The sequence below is a fragment of the Brevibacillus laterosporus genome, from assembly GCF_030489605.1.
Classification (GTDB): domain Bacteria; phylum Bacillota; class Bacilli; order Brevibacillales; family Brevibacillaceae; genus Brevibacillus_B; species Brevibacillus_B laterosporus_E.
Map to the genome: position 1 here is coordinate 23499 of NZ_JAUKFY010000015.1, position 15023 is coordinate 38521.

Here is a 15023-nt window from a genome sequence, read left to right on the forward strand (position 1 = left end):
TTATTCGATGGGGTGTTTGCTGTATCCCTGTTCCCACAGGTAATATATTCTATGTAGCTGTAAGATGCACTGCTTAGCCTTCTACACTAATCACATCACATCTTCTACAGGTATCCACCAAAAATCTTCATCATTTTTTAACTTAATCTGTTTAAACGTTGAATCAAACTTTTTTACCCAGCCCCAAGCTGATTCAATTACTCCTCTACCCTCTTTCGTTTCTTTCCACCAGCTAATAGTAAGAGCGTAGTCATACTGACGTGAGTCAGATATCCTGTAGCAAAACTCGGCTAGTTCATCCTCTTCAATGATCGGTTTCTCGATCATTTTCTTATCCTCGTGATACTGACGTAATATTTCATGCTCTGGCAAAATAAATTTCATTACAAGTGGGTCAAGAATTTTCCTAGCCATCAAAACATCTCCTTGAACAGGAATGTATGTTCCTATTTTATTTATGATGAGGAGATTATGCAACGAACAATTTTTGACTATCTAAATTAAAAAAAGAAAATATTTTTTAAAAATTACAAAATACACTATGATTAATTACATATTTTTCAATTTATGTTTTGTTTTATGAAAATCAATCTCGTATAATGCAAATGTATCGGCCGACATAGCTAATATTCTTGCAACATTTTTTATTCGTTATTCTTACATACAATCATAAAGGAGGTAACCCCTTCCGTATGTAGGAAGGGGTTCTTATGTTTTTTAAGGTGACTGTGCCCATCATTCGGGTTCCAAAGTCCGTCGCGCTGTGGTAGTTCCTACCGAACTTCATAATCCCAACGATGGGCAATAAAAAAACGCTTAGTTAAGCGCCTTTAAATTTTTTATATCCTATTAGAGGTATAGCTAACATTACCCGATTATCTTAACTGCGATGTGAGAACTATTCGAATATCAATGCTTCCCACATCATTTACATGTATTCAATGTAACTATTGATTTTAATAAAGTGTAATGTCTTGTTAAATTAATAAATCGATTAGCTCAAAACCATTTTAATTTAAATATTTAATCCAAGCATGTCCTTCTGGGAATTGTTGTTTTAAAGATACTTTAAGCCATTCTTTTTCTTGTAGTGAAAGTATTGGGAGAATTGTTTGAAAATCATTATAATCCTTCTCCCTGACTTGAGAAGAGCCAGCTTTATAGAGAAGTTGGACTTCAGGTTTCAAATAAGGTATCCCTTCGGGCGTTCTTAAAAATATTTCGTTTATTGCTCTTTTAATCGATTTTTCTCTTTTATAAATCCAATAACTTTCTTCAATATCAATTAACATAATTTGAAACGCCCAAGGAGAATTATTGTTTTTACTAACCCATACATCATTTGTTGACTTTAAAAATTCTCCTTCTTCCCAAATCTTAATTTTACCATCTTTTGCCTTGTATAGCGTCCAGTCTCTTTTTAAAGATTGGTAAGCAGCTAGTTGGTCTTCTCGAATGACAATTACATCTATATCACTATGTTGCCTACTCTTATTGCCCAAATGTAAATCTAATGCCCAACCTCCAGCAATACACCACCTAATTGGAATTTCAGAGAACACTTCATATATTCTCGAAACGGTTACTGGCATCCAATTATCTATATCGGTTCTCAAATTAATCATTCCTCCTTATTTTTGCTAAAGTTACTAGGGCCATATTCTACTAAACTGCCATAATTTCGAAAAATAGTAAAGTTTTGATCCTAAAACATACGCTAATCGCATAATAAACAGCAAAGCGTCAGAAAAACCTACTCCAAGGAATTCAAGTAGGTTCTGGCGCTTCTACATTTTGACACAAATCTTCTCAGTATTTATCCAGTTTTTTATTGCTACTCACTGATTTAGATATTTACCCTTATGCGTTTCCGAATATCTGATGCAACACTTGAAGGGTCATCTATCTCAAAAATCACATACTTATACTTCTCATGCCCTTCCAACTCAATTATTAACAGAGGTTCTCTTCTCTCATAGGAGAGAAAGTACCACTCATCTGCGTATTTAAAACTCCCCTCAAAAATATTAAGTGCTGAAATGGAGGTTCCAGGCATCCGAAGCATCCATTGTGGAGCATCGAAGTAGTCAACATATACACTTTTAATTGTACTATAGGGCATTTTAAGATTGAACTTTACTGCGAAAAATCCTGTCGCTCCTGTTAATTTTAAGGTTACACCTTCATCATCAAATTGTACTTCTCGGGCCATGCTTTACCCTCCAGTGCTTTTTGTTTATCGCATTGCGTATTTCGGTGATCCGGGCTATAACCGCCCGAACATTAGGATTAGAGTAAGAAAAAACGCTAAGCTGGTCATCCCTGAAGGCTTAGCATATATTTTCGTTTAAATGTTGGCGGGCCCCCTATTATTGCACCAGCAATTAGAAATAGTTGCCACCTATATTCCATAGCAAAAGATAATATTTGTACCAAACCATCTTTGGGAATTACATTTAATTCTATCATCGTACACCTCCTAAAAATCACCTTTTTTAGTAATACGTTGTATGAAACTCGAAGTTTCAAAAATCCTATTCATCCAGAACATAATTATCAAAATGTGGAACTATTTCCCTTTCCAAGGGTTCTGGAGTAGGAGGGATCAATCTCTAACTGGGTATGGTCTGTTTTTATTGAAGCACCACCACCATCCAATTTGGTTGGTGTCTTCATCATATACAGGGTGCTTTTTCTTACATCCTTTACAGAACACAATGACAGCTGTTCCTATTGGCGGTCGATTCAATGGTAACCAGGTTATTTGCTCACTATCATGCGATTCTTTCATCGATATAACCTTATCCATACTCCATATCCCTTCCGATTGGAGGTGCAAAATGATGAGTGTAGTAGAAACGATTGAATCATGTGGTGCTCGTAAAGAAATGGTATACATTACATACGATGGAGAACAGCGTTTAGTTGAACCGTATTCTTTTCGGGATACTCGTTTTTTTGGTTGGTGTTTAATGCGTGATGAGATACGCAGCTTTACTATTTCGAAAATCACTTCGGCTCAAGCTTCTGGTAAACATTTCACACCAGGATTTGATGTTGAATTCTAGTCTAACCAAGCATCCGTTCCCTAAACGGATGCTTTTCTTAATTTATTGCTTAGATTTATCAAATAAGACCAATCCCACCACATAAAGAGCAAGAAACTATAGCCTCACAATTCGATGGAATCCCTGTAAGCTAAATGCAATAAAAAAGCACCGCGTGGTGATATTATCCCCTTCAAGTAGACAATGTAAAAAGCCCACCCACCTGACGGTGGGTGGTACACTCTACTTTAAGGGGATAATATCATTCCGACGCAAGGAAACTTTAACAGGATAAAGGTTGTCAAATTGTTGTCATTCCGTAAAAATAACTATATCCTTTTATGACAAAGCACACCAAAACCCTTGTTATTGTTAGCCTTTAAAAGCCAATATAATTTTTTATGCTTACATCACGCGTTTAAACATTTTCTCTAAATCATAGGTTGAAAAATGAATAGCGATGGGTCTGCCATGCGGACAAGTGAATGGACTCGTAGTTTGGCGAAGTTTGTTTAGAAGCGCCTCCATCTCAGCGTGGGTTAAATAGCGATTCGCTTTTATAGAAGCTTTGCATGACATCATAATCGCAGCCTTTTCCCGCATTTTACTCACGTCAACCCGTTCATTTTCGCTCGCTTCTTGTACGAACTGAATCAGTTCATTAATGACCTCCACTTCACTCCCCTGAGGGAACCACTGAGGATGAGCTCGAACAATAAACGTCCGGTTGCCAAACCATTCTATATCTAGCCCAAAGGATTGCAGCAACTCAAGTCGCTCCAACAGTTTCGCTTCCTCCTGCATTGTACATTCAACTGTATGCGGAAATAAAAGCATCTGACTCGAAACCTTTTCCTCTTGCAGTTTTTGCATGAAGTACTCATAAAAAATTCGTTCCTGAGCAGCATGCTGATCAATTAAATACATGCCGGTGTCATTCTGAGCAATGATGTACGTACCATGAACCTGGCCTACTGGGTATAAAACTGGTACAGCATTTCCAGCCTCATCGACGTGCGCTGCATCATCATGGTTGCTTGCTTTTTGTATGGATGTATTCTCGGCATCTTCCTCAACTGAGTTACTCATTTCACCTATATGCTCTGGTTGTTCTTCTCCATTTGAACTCAGCATGTTAAAAGCTTCCTCGTGTACTGTGCTATTGCCGTCCTCGATAGAATCGCTCCAGAAGTCTTCCACTGTATCGATACTCCTCAAATCGGACATATCGTCTTCAGTTGACGACTTTTCAAGCGCGTTAGCATCAATAACATTTCCAGCCTCATTTTGAGCAAAATGGTTACGAGAGCCTTCTGTGACAGACTGACTGGAATTGTGAGCAGGATAGCTAGGCTTGCTGTTACCTGTGTACATCCATTTGCTCTCGGGTTGCTGATCTGACTGTATGTGAGCCTCTGCTCTTAGCTCCCGATTTCCTTGCTGTCCAGCTCCTTTTTTTGCCGTCCATTCAGAAGATGCAGGGTCTGGTGATTGTTCTACGTAGGCTGACCGTTTTTCTCTAATCGGTCCATCAAAAGCAGTCAGTAATCGATTCATCTGCTGTTGCTGCTCGTTTGAATGCTGTTCACCTAGATTAAACTGCGGCTGATACGGTTTTTCCAGCTTAATTTTGGGCTTACTGTTCGTTTGCATCGGCTGCACGATTCGTAAGCCTGCGCGCAGTGCCTCTTTTACTGATTGTTCAACCGCTGCACATAATTCCTGTTCCTTACTAAAACGTACTTCTAATTTAGCAGGGTGAACATTTACATCAACCAAAATTGGATCCATTTCAATATGCATAGCGACTATCGGAAAACGCCCAATCGGCAAAAAGGTATGGTAGCCTCGCATAATTGCTTGTGATAATGGATAGTTGCGTACATAACGACCATTAACCAGCGTAGAGATGTACGTACGATTCGCTCTCGTAACCTCTGTCTTAGATAAAAGACCGCTCCAGCGAAAATCTAACGTCTCTCCTTCAAATGGCAATAATTGCTTGGCTACCTGAACCCCATAAATGGCGGCCATCACATGCAACAGTTTGCCATCGCCCGATGTTTGGAGCAGATTTTTTCCATTATGAGTCAGCGTAAAAGCAATTTTTGGATAGGTAATCGCTAAACGGTTTACATAATCTGATACATGTCCTACTTCTGTTGAAATGGAGCGCATATATTTTAAACGAGCTGGTGTATTAAAAAATAAGTCACGTACAACAATTTCCGTTCCTTTTACCCTAGCGAAATCCTCAACGCTTTTCATGTCTCCACCGTCGATAACGACCTTAGTTCCTACTTGTCCGCTATCTTCAGCACTCATCAATTCAATTCGAGATACCGAGGCGATAGATGCCAAGGCTTCCCCGCGAAAACCAAGAGAACGAATATGAAATAAATCACGTGCCGAACGAATCTTGCTCGTAGCGTGCCGTTCAAAAGCTCGCAAGCAATCATCCCGGTCCATTCCCGCGCCATTATCAACGATGCGGATTAGCTGTAATCCGCCCTCCTCAATATGAATCTCTACTTGAGAGGTACCTGCATCAATGGCGTTTTCCACCAGCTCCTTCACCACGGAGGCTGGGCGTTCCACCACTTCACCAGCAGCAATCATATTGCTTACCTGCTCCGTAAGCACTTGAATTTTTCCCATGTTCCTCCTCCTTTCTGTGTGAAGCAAGCTTATTTATGTTTGCGTAAACGTGCATTCCAGTCAGACAACTGAATGAGTGCCTGTAGAGGCGTCATTTGATTTAAATCGATATCACGTAATTCTGAGAGAACATCAGCCTCTGTTGGGTTTGGCAAAGGTTCTTTTTGGCTAGATGTCGCTTTGGCTTGGGCTACCTCTGCAATTTCTACTATTGTTTCGGTTTTATCCGTTTTTCCTTCTGTTACTGCCTTTGGTGTAGAAGCATCATCAGATCTATTCTTTCTTTGATGAGTCATTGTTTCCGTGTAACCTGAAAAAACCTGCTGGGAAGCCGCTGGTGCTTGTCCCCAAAGCATATCAAGCGAAAGCTGCTCTAATGGCGCTTCTCGATCCTTGCCTTCTAAGCCCTGTAAAATTTCACGTGCACGACTGATTACCTCTAGCGGCATTTCTGCTAATTCAGCGACATGAATACCGTAGCTTTTATCAGCGCGTCCCTCTTCAATCTTATGCAGGAATAAAAGCTTGCCGTCACGTTCCTCGCAGCGTGCATGAACATTTACCACTCCTGGAATTTTCTCCTCCAGATCAGTCAGTTCATGATAATGTGTAGAGAACAAGGTCTTTGCCCCGATATGCTCGTGGATATATTCAATGACAGCTTGAGCTAAGGCCATACCATCATAAGTGGACGTTCCCCGCCCAATTTCATCCAGTAATATCAAGCTGCGCGGTGTTGCCTTTACCAGCGCGTTACGAGTTTCTAGCATCTCCACCATAAAAGTAGAGAATCCCCCCACCAAATCATCGGCCGCTCCAATTCGAGTAAAAATCTGATCGACCAGGCTAATACGAGCTTCACTGGCCGGAACAAAGCAGCCGATCTGAGCCATAACCGTAATCAACGCCATTTGACGCATATATGTACTCTTACCCGCCATATTAGGGCCTGTAATGAGTAAAATATTGCGATCCTTTTGATTCATCGTCACGTCATTTGCAACATACTTCTCTTGATTTAATACAGCTTCCACAACAGCATGGCGACCGTCTTTTACATAAACCTCGCCATCTGCGGTCAAGGTAGGACGGATAAAGCCACGTTCTTCACTCACCGTAGCAAAAGCTTGCAGCACATCAATGCGGGCAATTCGTTCTGCTAAATTTTGAATCCGCGGGATATGCTTCGCTACTTCCAAGCGAATTTGGGTAAACAGCTGATATTCTAATTCCACTAGCTTCTCTTCAGCTTCCAGAATCAGGGCTTCCTTCTCTTTTAACTCTGGGGTGACATAACGCTCCGCATTCGTCAGGGTTTGCTTACGCTCGTAACGTCCCGGCGGTATGTGAGCGAGATTAGCCTTCGAAACTTCGATATAGTAACCAAAGACTTTATTGAAGCCTACCTTCAAGGAGCGGATTCCTGTTAACTCCCGCTCGCTTTTTTCGAGTTGTGCGATCCAGCCCTTTCCTTGGCGACTAGCTAATCTGAGCTTGTCTAGATATTCGTCATAACCGTCCTGAATTAAATTACCCTCACGGACACTTACAGGAGGATCTTCTACAAGGGTTTCCGCTAAAAATTGGGCAATGTCACTACAGTCATCCATATCTGAAGCAATCGCTTGCAGGGCTTCCTCTCCGCTGTTAGCCAATAGATGTATTACACTCGGGATAGCTTCAAGAGAATGGCGTAGCTGCACCAAATCCTTGGCATTTGCATTACCGTAAGAAATCCGTCCCGCTAAACGCTCCAAATCATATACGCGATCAAGCCCCTCACGTACATCAGAACGCAATAATAAATCGTGGCGAAATGCTTCTACTGTATCATAACGATTGCCAATTTCCTTAGGATTCAAAAGAGGCCGTTCAATCCAGCGACGTAACAACCGTCCCCCCATGGCCGTCTCTGTTTTATCCAGAAGCCATAATAAAGAGCCTTTTTTGGACTTGTCCCGAATCGTTTCAGTCAGCTCTAAATTTCTTCGAGAGAAATGGTCCATTTGCAGAAATTCATCTGCCACGTAATGCTGTAGGGAACGCATATGTGTTAACGCTCGCTTTTGCGTAGTCCCCACATAGTGCAAAAGTCCATTCATAGCTAGGCGGACTGCATCCTCCAGCTGCGTAGCTTCCTCTGGATAGAGCTCATCTACAGCTGTTTGCGACACTGCATTGGTAGCTAGGCAGGTAATAGACATATGGGGCGGTAATCCTTTTCCGCGAAGCTCATCCTCAGCGATATCACATAGCAGTAGCTCACTCGGCCGATATTGCATTGCTTCCTCTACTGCGGCATACATGGTTGACAACGAGGTGGTATACATTTCACCAGTACTTAAATCACACGCTGCTACCGCCGCTTTTCCTGACAAAGCGGCAATAGCAACTAGATAATTGTTCTCTTTATCGTGTAACCATTTTCCCTCAATCATGGTCCCAGGTGTGATCATTCGCGTTACTTCACGCTTTACAACACCTTTTGATGCTTTCGGATCTTCTACCTGCTCACAAATCGCTACTTTATATCCTTTTTTTAACAATTCAGCGATGTAGGTCTCTGCTGCATGATGAGGAACTCCGCACATGGGAATGCGCTCTTCAGCTCCTCCTCCGCGACCTGTTAATGTAATCTCTAGTTCGCGTGAAGCCAGGATTGCATCTTCAAAAAATAGCTCATAAAAGTCACCTAAACGGAAAAACAAAAAAGCATCGGTATACTGACGCTTTATCTCTAGATATTGTTGAATCATCGGGGTGTATTGTGCCATTATTTCTACTCCTAATACCCATAATCATTCATCTATTATAGCATGGTTCCTAGTGGTTGTTGAGATGAAATGGAGGTAACTTCCAAGTCAGTTTCATATCCTGATTGCAAGGCCACTCCCCATCCATAAAAATACTATGAAAAAAAGGGGTTATATATTTTCGATACGTTTGATATAAAGGAAGATCATTGATCTCCAAATACAAGTCCTTGACCAATGAAGCAAGTTTTTCTTTATCCCCGCGATAGTAGGCAAGCTGCATGGATATGTCTGTACTTACATCTTGCTTGAGAAGATATTGAGATTCTGCAATTACTTTTGTAAGAGCCAATACTCCTTTGGCGATTCTCGGTGAAACCAGCCAGCTGGGAAGAGTCCTGTATTCAAATCCTCCATGCTCCTGTGCACGTACATCTCCTAAAAAACCGTAGCGCGGTCTCCTTTTCATACATCCTTGATCCTCTAGTAAACATAAAGGTAATGCCAAATACGTATCTAATTTACGCACTAAATCAAAATGGAGAGCGGTCCCGCTAACATGAACATGACCGCCGATTGGATAACCATCAAAGGGCATTCCCCCTGCTAACCAAATAATCGAATCATCTGAAATCCGGCGTTGAACTAGATGGAGGGCTCTATAAATATTTTTAAAGACAGTTTCTGGTTCAGTTGAGGGTTCTGGCCGAACTTCAACTAATGGATGCTGATGCGAAATAAGCTCTGTTTTTAATCGGACTCCATCATATCCGATAACACCATTTTTCGGTAAATATTCTGAAGCAATTGCCATATTTCCAAACTGATCTCGTAAAGCAAATTCTGGATCGGCTCCTAGCATTACTTGTGGAGCTGCTACTTGATCTAAAAGAATTTGCTGTTCACATTGCTTCATAAACACCTGTAAACGTTCCCGTAGTGAAACATCTGCTGGTAGCTCGGCTTGACAGTCCAGTACCCGCATCCTTGTTGGGGAATGAACTCCAATTGTCACTTTCCCGTAATCTAATCCAAGAGCGTAAATGGTACGAATCGCCAGGGCAATGATTCGATTTTTCTCAATCTCATCCAGCTTTTGACTGACCTCTTCTTTTTGCGTTTTGCCAGTTGTTCGTGCTGCTTGTAAAATCCAAACATTCCGTTCCTCTATTCGATAAATGGCAGCAACCTGGTGCTGAAACAGATGTACCTCAAACATTTGCATAGGGATTACTCCATCGTACGTCTGAATTGGCACTCCGTGTAATTTCAGAATAGCCAACAATTTCTCTCGATGATGCGTATGTTTTATGGCACTCTCCCTATTCCACTTCTCAAACGTAGAAGCGGCGACTTTATTCATTACCATGTTAGACATACGCTTACCTCCCTTACTTCCTTCCTACACGCTATGCATGATAAAAAAGTAAGGTGCATGGCCCAGTAAGGTACCATTTTAATTAGAATATAATATTTTTTATTTTAAAAAATAGACATAAAAAGGCTGCCGGACAGACCGACAGCCTTTTTCTACAGCTTAATCTAAATCATCTAGTAAACTCGATGAGTCGAATTGATCGTACTCTTCGGTTGAGTCATCAAAGTCATGCGAGTAGGAGTCTTTATCCTCACAGTGGTGACAAATTACAACACACACCTTCGTTTCTCCAACAACTTCCACAGAATACTCTTGTTCAACTCTTACATTAACTGCATTACCGCAAATTTCTGCTCTGACGCATTTTGGTTGTTCAATGCACTGGCAAATGATTTCTAAATCACCGCGGCAATGTTTGTCAAAATAAGAAAGAGGAACATCTAAAGTATACTGTACTTCTTCTTTTTTGACTTCTGTTTGAGTATTATCCTCATAAGAATACCAGAGATTGACATCATACGTTCCACTGATAACGACCGATTCTAACACTTTTTCTGCTGAAAAGTTATTGTTTATAATCCAGCATCCTAAGATAGTAGTCGGTGTTTGAGTAGGAGTGATCGTATGTGTCGTTTGCGAGAATCTATGTCCTCTACCGCAGACAGCCTTGGCAATCAATTCTCGACACTGCAAATCTTTATCTGGACCAGACATATTGTAACCTCCTCCATACATCGTTTCTGTACATTTGTATGCAGGTGATTCGCTCAGAGTGCAAGATCGAGAGAACTGTTGCGGCAAGAATTAATCTTTTATACTTTAGTGACCACAGCCACAGCCTTCATCATCATGATGGCCGGCTTCAGGTCCACCTGTTTTACCAGTAAGAGGATTACCACCCGTATCCAAAATAATTCTATCGGACACAGTATTGGTAATAACATGGGTCACCATTTGCAAAAGATCGTTTACATCTGTTTGAGATTGCTTGAATTCTGTAACTAGCGGAATCTCATCTAATTCTTCCTGAAGAGCATCGAACTCCGCTTGTACTTTTTCTACAAGTTTCGTATTGTTCATGCTTTCATACATGACTAGTTGCTTTTGTTTTGCTTTCAGACTGGAAATCAAATCTTGAACGCGTTTGTTTTGCTTCACCTGTGATTCTGCTCGTTTGAAAAAGTCTACTTCCTTCGTCCGAGAAATCATGTTAGCTAATTCACGCGCTTTTGCTAAAATTTCTTGATCTGTGTAAACCGGTGTTTCTGCCATCTCCAATTACACCTCAACTTTAGTCACTAATTCCCCATATGTGGTAAATGTTTTTGCCTCTGTAATTGTAACATGTACCAGTGTACCAATTAAAGATTTATCAGCTTTTACATGCACTAATTTTCCAGTTCGAGTGCGTCCGGCTAATACCTCTGGATTTTTTCGACTCTCTCCTTCAATCAGCAATTCATAGGTTTTACCGACCATCTCCTGATTTTTACGCAAGGAAATCTCATTCTGCACGGCCATCAATCGTTGTAAACGATCCTTTTTCACCTCTTCTGGCACATTATCCACCATAGAAGCTGCCGGAGTACCCTCGCGTGGAGAGTAGATAAAGGTAAACGCTGAATCGTATTCCACTTCTTTCATCAAGGAAAGTGTTTCCTGGAATTGTTCCTCAGTTTCACCCGGGAATCCTACAATAATATCTGTAGTTAACGAGACATCAGGAATAGCAGCCTTTATTTTGCGAACCAACTCCATATAATGCTCGCGTGTATATTTACGTGCCATTTTTTTCAATACTTCCGAGCTACCAGACTGTGCAGGCAGATGAATTTGCTCTACCAAATTTCCGCCCTTTGCTAAGACTTCAATAAGGTGGTCGTCAAAATCCCGTGGATGACTTGTCGTAAAGCGAATACGTGGAATATCAATCTTGCGAAGTTCGTCTAACAAATCCCCAAGTCCATATTTCCGATCCTCAAAGTCTTTACCGTATGCGTTTACGTTTTGTCCCAGTACCATGATCTCTTTAAAGCCTTGACGTGCCAACTCACGCACTTCAGCAATGACATCCTCTGGTCGACGGCTGCGTTCCTTTCCACGTGTGTAAGGCACGATACAGTACGTACAGAACTTATCACAGCCATACATAATATTAACCCACGCCTTGATATCACCCGTGCGTGTTTTCGGCATGTTCTCAATGATATCGCCTTCTTTAGACCATACCTCAATCACCATTTCTTTACTAAACATGGCATCTCGCAATAATACTGGCAGACGGTGTATATTATGCGTTCCAAAAATCATATCTACTTCTGAATAGGAGCGTAATACTTTATTGACTACCTTTTCTTCTTGTGACATACAGCCACATAAACCGAGAATGAGATTAGGATTGTTACGTTTCAGATGCTTCATGTGACCAAGCTCACCGAACACCTTATCCTCTGCTCCTTCTCGGATCGCACAGGTATTGAACAGAATTACATCAGCTTCCATTGTATCTTCTGTCGCAGTGTAACCCATCGCTTCAAAAATTCCAGCCATGGTCTCCGTATCATGCTCGTTCATTTGACAGCCATACGTGCGAATCAAATAGTGAAGACCTTTTCCTATTTCTTTCATCTCTTCAGGAATACTGAAATCGTAATGCACGGTAATGTCTTCTTTTCCGCGTTTCTTGGCGTCCTTTAAGCTTGGCGCCTGGAAATATTTCGCATAATCTGCTGTGGACTTACTAGACTTTCCGGATTTTAAGTCCGTTGTCGCCTCTTTTTTATCGATCATTTTCTATATTCACCTCATAATATGCTGTTTTTTTCTGCTATCATCCAGATATTATAGCATATTTGTACTTTGAGAATAAAAGGAAAAAAGTTCTCTGGGAATAGGGTGGGCGCAGTTATTCTTGTCATACATCTCAAAGAGAAAAACCAATTACCACTATTTTTAGAAAGTGTTATCTGAAATTGTAAAACAAGTCTGATGCGAGGGTAAAATGGATACGTGAAAAAGAGCCTTTCCTGATTGATTCAAGAAAAGCTCTTACGAAATGAAATCAAACGATTTAATTTACTTGAACGTGGACAATACCATGCCCTTTTGAGGCTTGCTTTTTAAAATGATGCAGTTTTTTGGAGGAATGTCTGATCGAAGCATGCTCTTGGCAATTATGCATTCGCCCGGATGATTTCAGCCCGGTGTTTCGTTCTTCTGGCCGCCCTATCCTCTTCCTTCATGAGAGGACAGGTATAGCAATACTGGGCACCCTCGGTTCTAAAATATCTACAGCAAACATTTTTCATTCTCATTTGCTTTGTTGGATCCTCTATATGTTCGATTAATCGCACCTTCACATCAAACGGATTCTTGCTGCGTCCAAAGACACTTGGACTGAACTCATGCTGTAAAAAATGAAAGTCATCAATTACACGCTGCTTCTCTTCTGAACTCGTTGTTTGTTCCAAAAGATTTGTTATAAAATGATGGAATTTCGTTGGCAGTTGTCCCCACATTTGACCTACGTTAAATCCAGTAACAGCAGATATGCATTCCAAGAGAGGACGCAATGTTTCACCATACAGCCTAGAAAGAATATCCGTTCTCCATTCCTGCCTCTTCTCGTCACTCACTGGTGCTTTTGTTTCTGTCCAGGAGCGGAGTTGAAAAGAGATTCGATTATACGATCCCTCTGATTTTGGACTCATATGTACAATTACATTCTCTAAGGAGAAATCCAGCGCCTTATTTTGCACCGACACCATGTACTGCAGTCCTGTAGCCATCGCAAGAAACCAGCTAGCTAGGTAAGCAGCCGTAGCCGTATCATCTAATGCCTTGATCAGTGGAGCGTATTGATCAATAAAATTTCGCATATGGCTCACATTAAGTAGGTCAGTGGCAGGCATTGAACAAAAAGCCCCCTTTGGTTCTAGCAAATGAATATTAAACATCTCATCAAGATGTTGGATATATTCGTTTTTCATTATATTTCCCCTTTTCTTACTCTTCGTTATGTAGCAGAAAACGGCTCTAATGTCCGAGAATGATTTTCATTATTTGTAATTGTAAAGCACATGGCTAGAGCATTCAACTCAAAAAGGCTACCAAACGTTCTCCCATGACGTTTTGTAGCCACTTTTTATTTGACATTCCCTATAGTTCTTCATCAGCCTCTGCTCTCCTGTGCAATTTTAATCTTGCTGCCAATTTTTCAAGAATAAAACTTGAAGAAATTTCAACTCAAAGAATCTAAAAATCTATTTTTTATCTTAATAATCAAATTATATTTATATTAATTATGTACAATAGTATTGGGGTAACTAGCATCTTTTGACAAAAATCCATGGTTGATATTCTGCAATACATACGGAAATACTTGAAATAAATTCAAACCATTTATGTCGATAACTTGAATTTTCTTCATATTTCTTTTGAAGATACTTCAACTATCGTATAATTGTTAGAAAAAATGGGGTGAGAATATGTCGACATTTGGTCAACGACTACAAAAATCTAGAAAAAAAGCAAAATTAACGCAGGAACAAGTGGCCAATAAGCTCGGACTTGACTACTCCACTATCTCCAAATATGAGAACGATCACTCGCAACCCGATAATGATACTCTTATTGCGCTAGCAGATTTGTATTTGGTTACTGTAGATTATCTACTCGGCCGATCAGTCGAACAATCTGATCACGATCTCTCTTTAGTGGATGTATACCTGCCTAAGGAAAAATTAGAAAAATTAACTCCAAAACAAATGGAAAAGATTAATGATTTTTTGTCTTTACCCGAAGACATTCAGATGAATATCGGTACAATGATTGAAGCCGCTGTCGAAATCGTAAAAAACAAAAATCGTCCTGATCAGTAATCGAACTGATTATGGCGTTTTTTCGCATCTTCAATGATTTTCTCTATAAAGCAAATAATGGAATTTATACTATAGTCTTTATTTTCGATTAAGTAGAGTTCGGCTAATTCAACGGCTTTCATTTTGGTATAATCTGTGAGTTTTACCGCTTTTATCTCCATTTTTTTCACCTACTTTAAAATTCTTTGCATATAAAAATTTATCATTAAATTATAGAATTTTTTGTCGAAAAATGAAGATAAAGCCTGTCTGTTTTACCCCCTTCAATTTTTCTTTACATTTAAAATAACCTGATGTATAATTTTAT

At 40.3% G+C, this 15023-nt stretch carries 15 protein-coding genes; 2 read left to right on the top strand and 13 right to left on the bottom strand.

What is annotated here, in order from left to right:
• Positions 1 to 90: 90 nt before the first annotated feature.
• The 5 genes from QZ995_RS15935 to QZ995_RS15955 all read right to left on the bottom strand — a co-directional run bounded on the left by QZ995_RS15935 (position 91) and on the right by QZ995_RS15955 (position 2809).
• Positions 91 to 414: a YolD-like family protein gene (locus QZ995_RS15935; RefSeq protein WP_301808762.1), complete on the bottom strand. Its 324-nt coding sequence runs from the start codon at positions 412 to 414 to the stop codon at positions 91 to 93.
• A gap of 596 nt (positions 415 to 1010) precedes the next feature.
• Positions 1011 to 1625 (bottom strand): nucleotidyltransferase domain-containing protein, encoded by a 615-nt coding sequence (locus QZ995_RS15940; protein ID WP_301808765.1) that lies wholly within the window; start codon positions 1623 to 1625, stop codon positions 1011 to 1013.
• Between the two features lie 221 nt (positions 1626 to 1846).
• Positions 1847 to 2212, bottom strand: a complete 366-nt coding sequence (locus tag QZ995_RS15945; RefSeq protein WP_301808768.1) for a hypothetical protein — start codon at positions 2210 to 2212, stop codon at positions 1847 to 1849.
• Positions 2213 to 2316: 104 nt separating this feature from the next.
• Positions 2317 to 2469: a hypothetical protein gene (locus QZ995_RS15950; RefSeq protein WP_301808770.1), complete on the bottom strand. Its 153-nt coding sequence runs from the start codon at positions 2467 to 2469 to the stop codon at positions 2317 to 2319.
• Positions 2470 to 2605: 136 nt separating this feature from the next.
• Positions 2606 to 2809: a hypothetical protein gene (locus QZ995_RS15955; protein ID WP_301808772.1), complete on the bottom strand. Its 204-nt coding sequence runs from the start codon at positions 2807 to 2809 to the stop codon at positions 2606 to 2608.
• A 31-nt stretch (positions 2810 to 2840) separates the two neighbouring features.
• Between QZ995_RS15955 and QZ995_RS15960 the strand changes: the two genes are divergently transcribed.
• Positions 2841 to 3068: a WYL domain-containing protein gene (locus QZ995_RS15960; RefSeq protein WP_301808774.1), complete on the top strand. Its 228-nt coding sequence runs from the start codon at positions 2841 to 2843 to the stop codon at positions 3066 to 3068.
• Positions 3069 to 3452: 384 nt separating this feature from the next.
• Here QZ995_RS15960 and mutL read toward each other — a convergent pair whose 3' ends face one another.
• From mutL to QZ995_RS15995, 7 genes are all read right to left on the bottom strand, one after another.
• Positions 3453 to 5705 carry a DNA mismatch repair endonuclease MutL gene (gene mutL / locus QZ995_RS15965; RefSeq protein WP_301808777.1) on the bottom strand — a complete coding sequence of 751 codons (2253 nt, stop codon included), beginning with the start codon at positions 5703 to 5705 and terminating at the stop codon, positions 3453 to 3455.
• Between the two features lie 29 nt (positions 5706 to 5734).
• A complete protein-coding gene (mutS, locus tag QZ995_RS15970) occupies positions 5735 to 8479 on the bottom strand; it encodes a DNA mismatch repair protein MutS (protein WP_301808778.1) in 2745 nt (914 codons plus the stop codon).
• A gap of 49 nt (positions 8480 to 8528) precedes the next feature.
• Positions 8529 to 9836, bottom strand: coding sequence for a putative amidoligase domain-containing protein (locus QZ995_RS15975; protein ID WP_301808780.1), 1308 nt, complete (start codon positions 9834 to 9836; stop codon positions 8529 to 8531).
• A 159-nt stretch (positions 9837 to 9995) separates the two neighbouring features.
• The gene (gene cotE / locus QZ995_RS15980; protein WP_301808781.1) at positions 9996 to 10550 is read right to left on the bottom strand and encodes an outer spore coat protein CotE; all 555 of its coding nucleotides are present in this window, start codon (positions 10548 to 10550) and stop codon (positions 9996 to 9998) included.
• A 105-nt stretch (positions 10551 to 10655) separates the two neighbouring features.
• Complete coding sequence (locus QZ995_RS15985) at positions 10656 to 11108, bottom strand: RicAFT regulatory complex protein RicA family protein (RefSeq protein ID WP_003337049.1); 453 nt, start codon at positions 11106 to 11108, stop codon at positions 10656 to 10658.
• A gap of 6 nt (positions 11109 to 11114) precedes the next feature.
• Entirely contained in the window at positions 11115 to 12626 is a 1512-nt protein-coding gene (gene miaB / locus QZ995_RS15990) for a tRNA (N6-isopentenyl adenosine(37)-C2)-methylthiotransferase MiaB (protein ID WP_301808783.1), read from the bottom strand.
• A gap of 383 nt (positions 12627 to 13009) precedes the next feature.
• Positions 13010 to 13825, bottom strand: a complete 816-nt coding sequence (locus QZ995_RS15995) for a (2Fe-2S)-binding protein (RefSeq protein WP_301808786.1) — start codon at positions 13823 to 13825, stop codon at positions 13010 to 13012.
• Between the two features lie 498 nt (positions 13826 to 14323).
• Between QZ995_RS15995 and QZ995_RS16000 the strand changes: the two genes are divergently transcribed.
• Positions 14324 to 14716, top strand: coding sequence for a helix-turn-helix domain-containing protein (locus tag QZ995_RS16000; RefSeq protein ID WP_301808787.1), 393 nt, complete (start codon positions 14324 to 14326; stop codon positions 14714 to 14716).
• Here the strand turns inward: QZ995_RS16000 and QZ995_RS16005 are convergent.
• Positions 14710 to 14877, bottom strand: a complete 168-nt coding sequence (locus QZ995_RS16005; protein ID WP_018674303.1) for a hypothetical protein — start codon at positions 14875 to 14877, stop codon at positions 14710 to 14712. The genes QZ995_RS16000 and QZ995_RS16005 overlap by 7 nt on opposite strands.
• Positions 14878 to 15023: the final 146 nt, after the last annotated feature.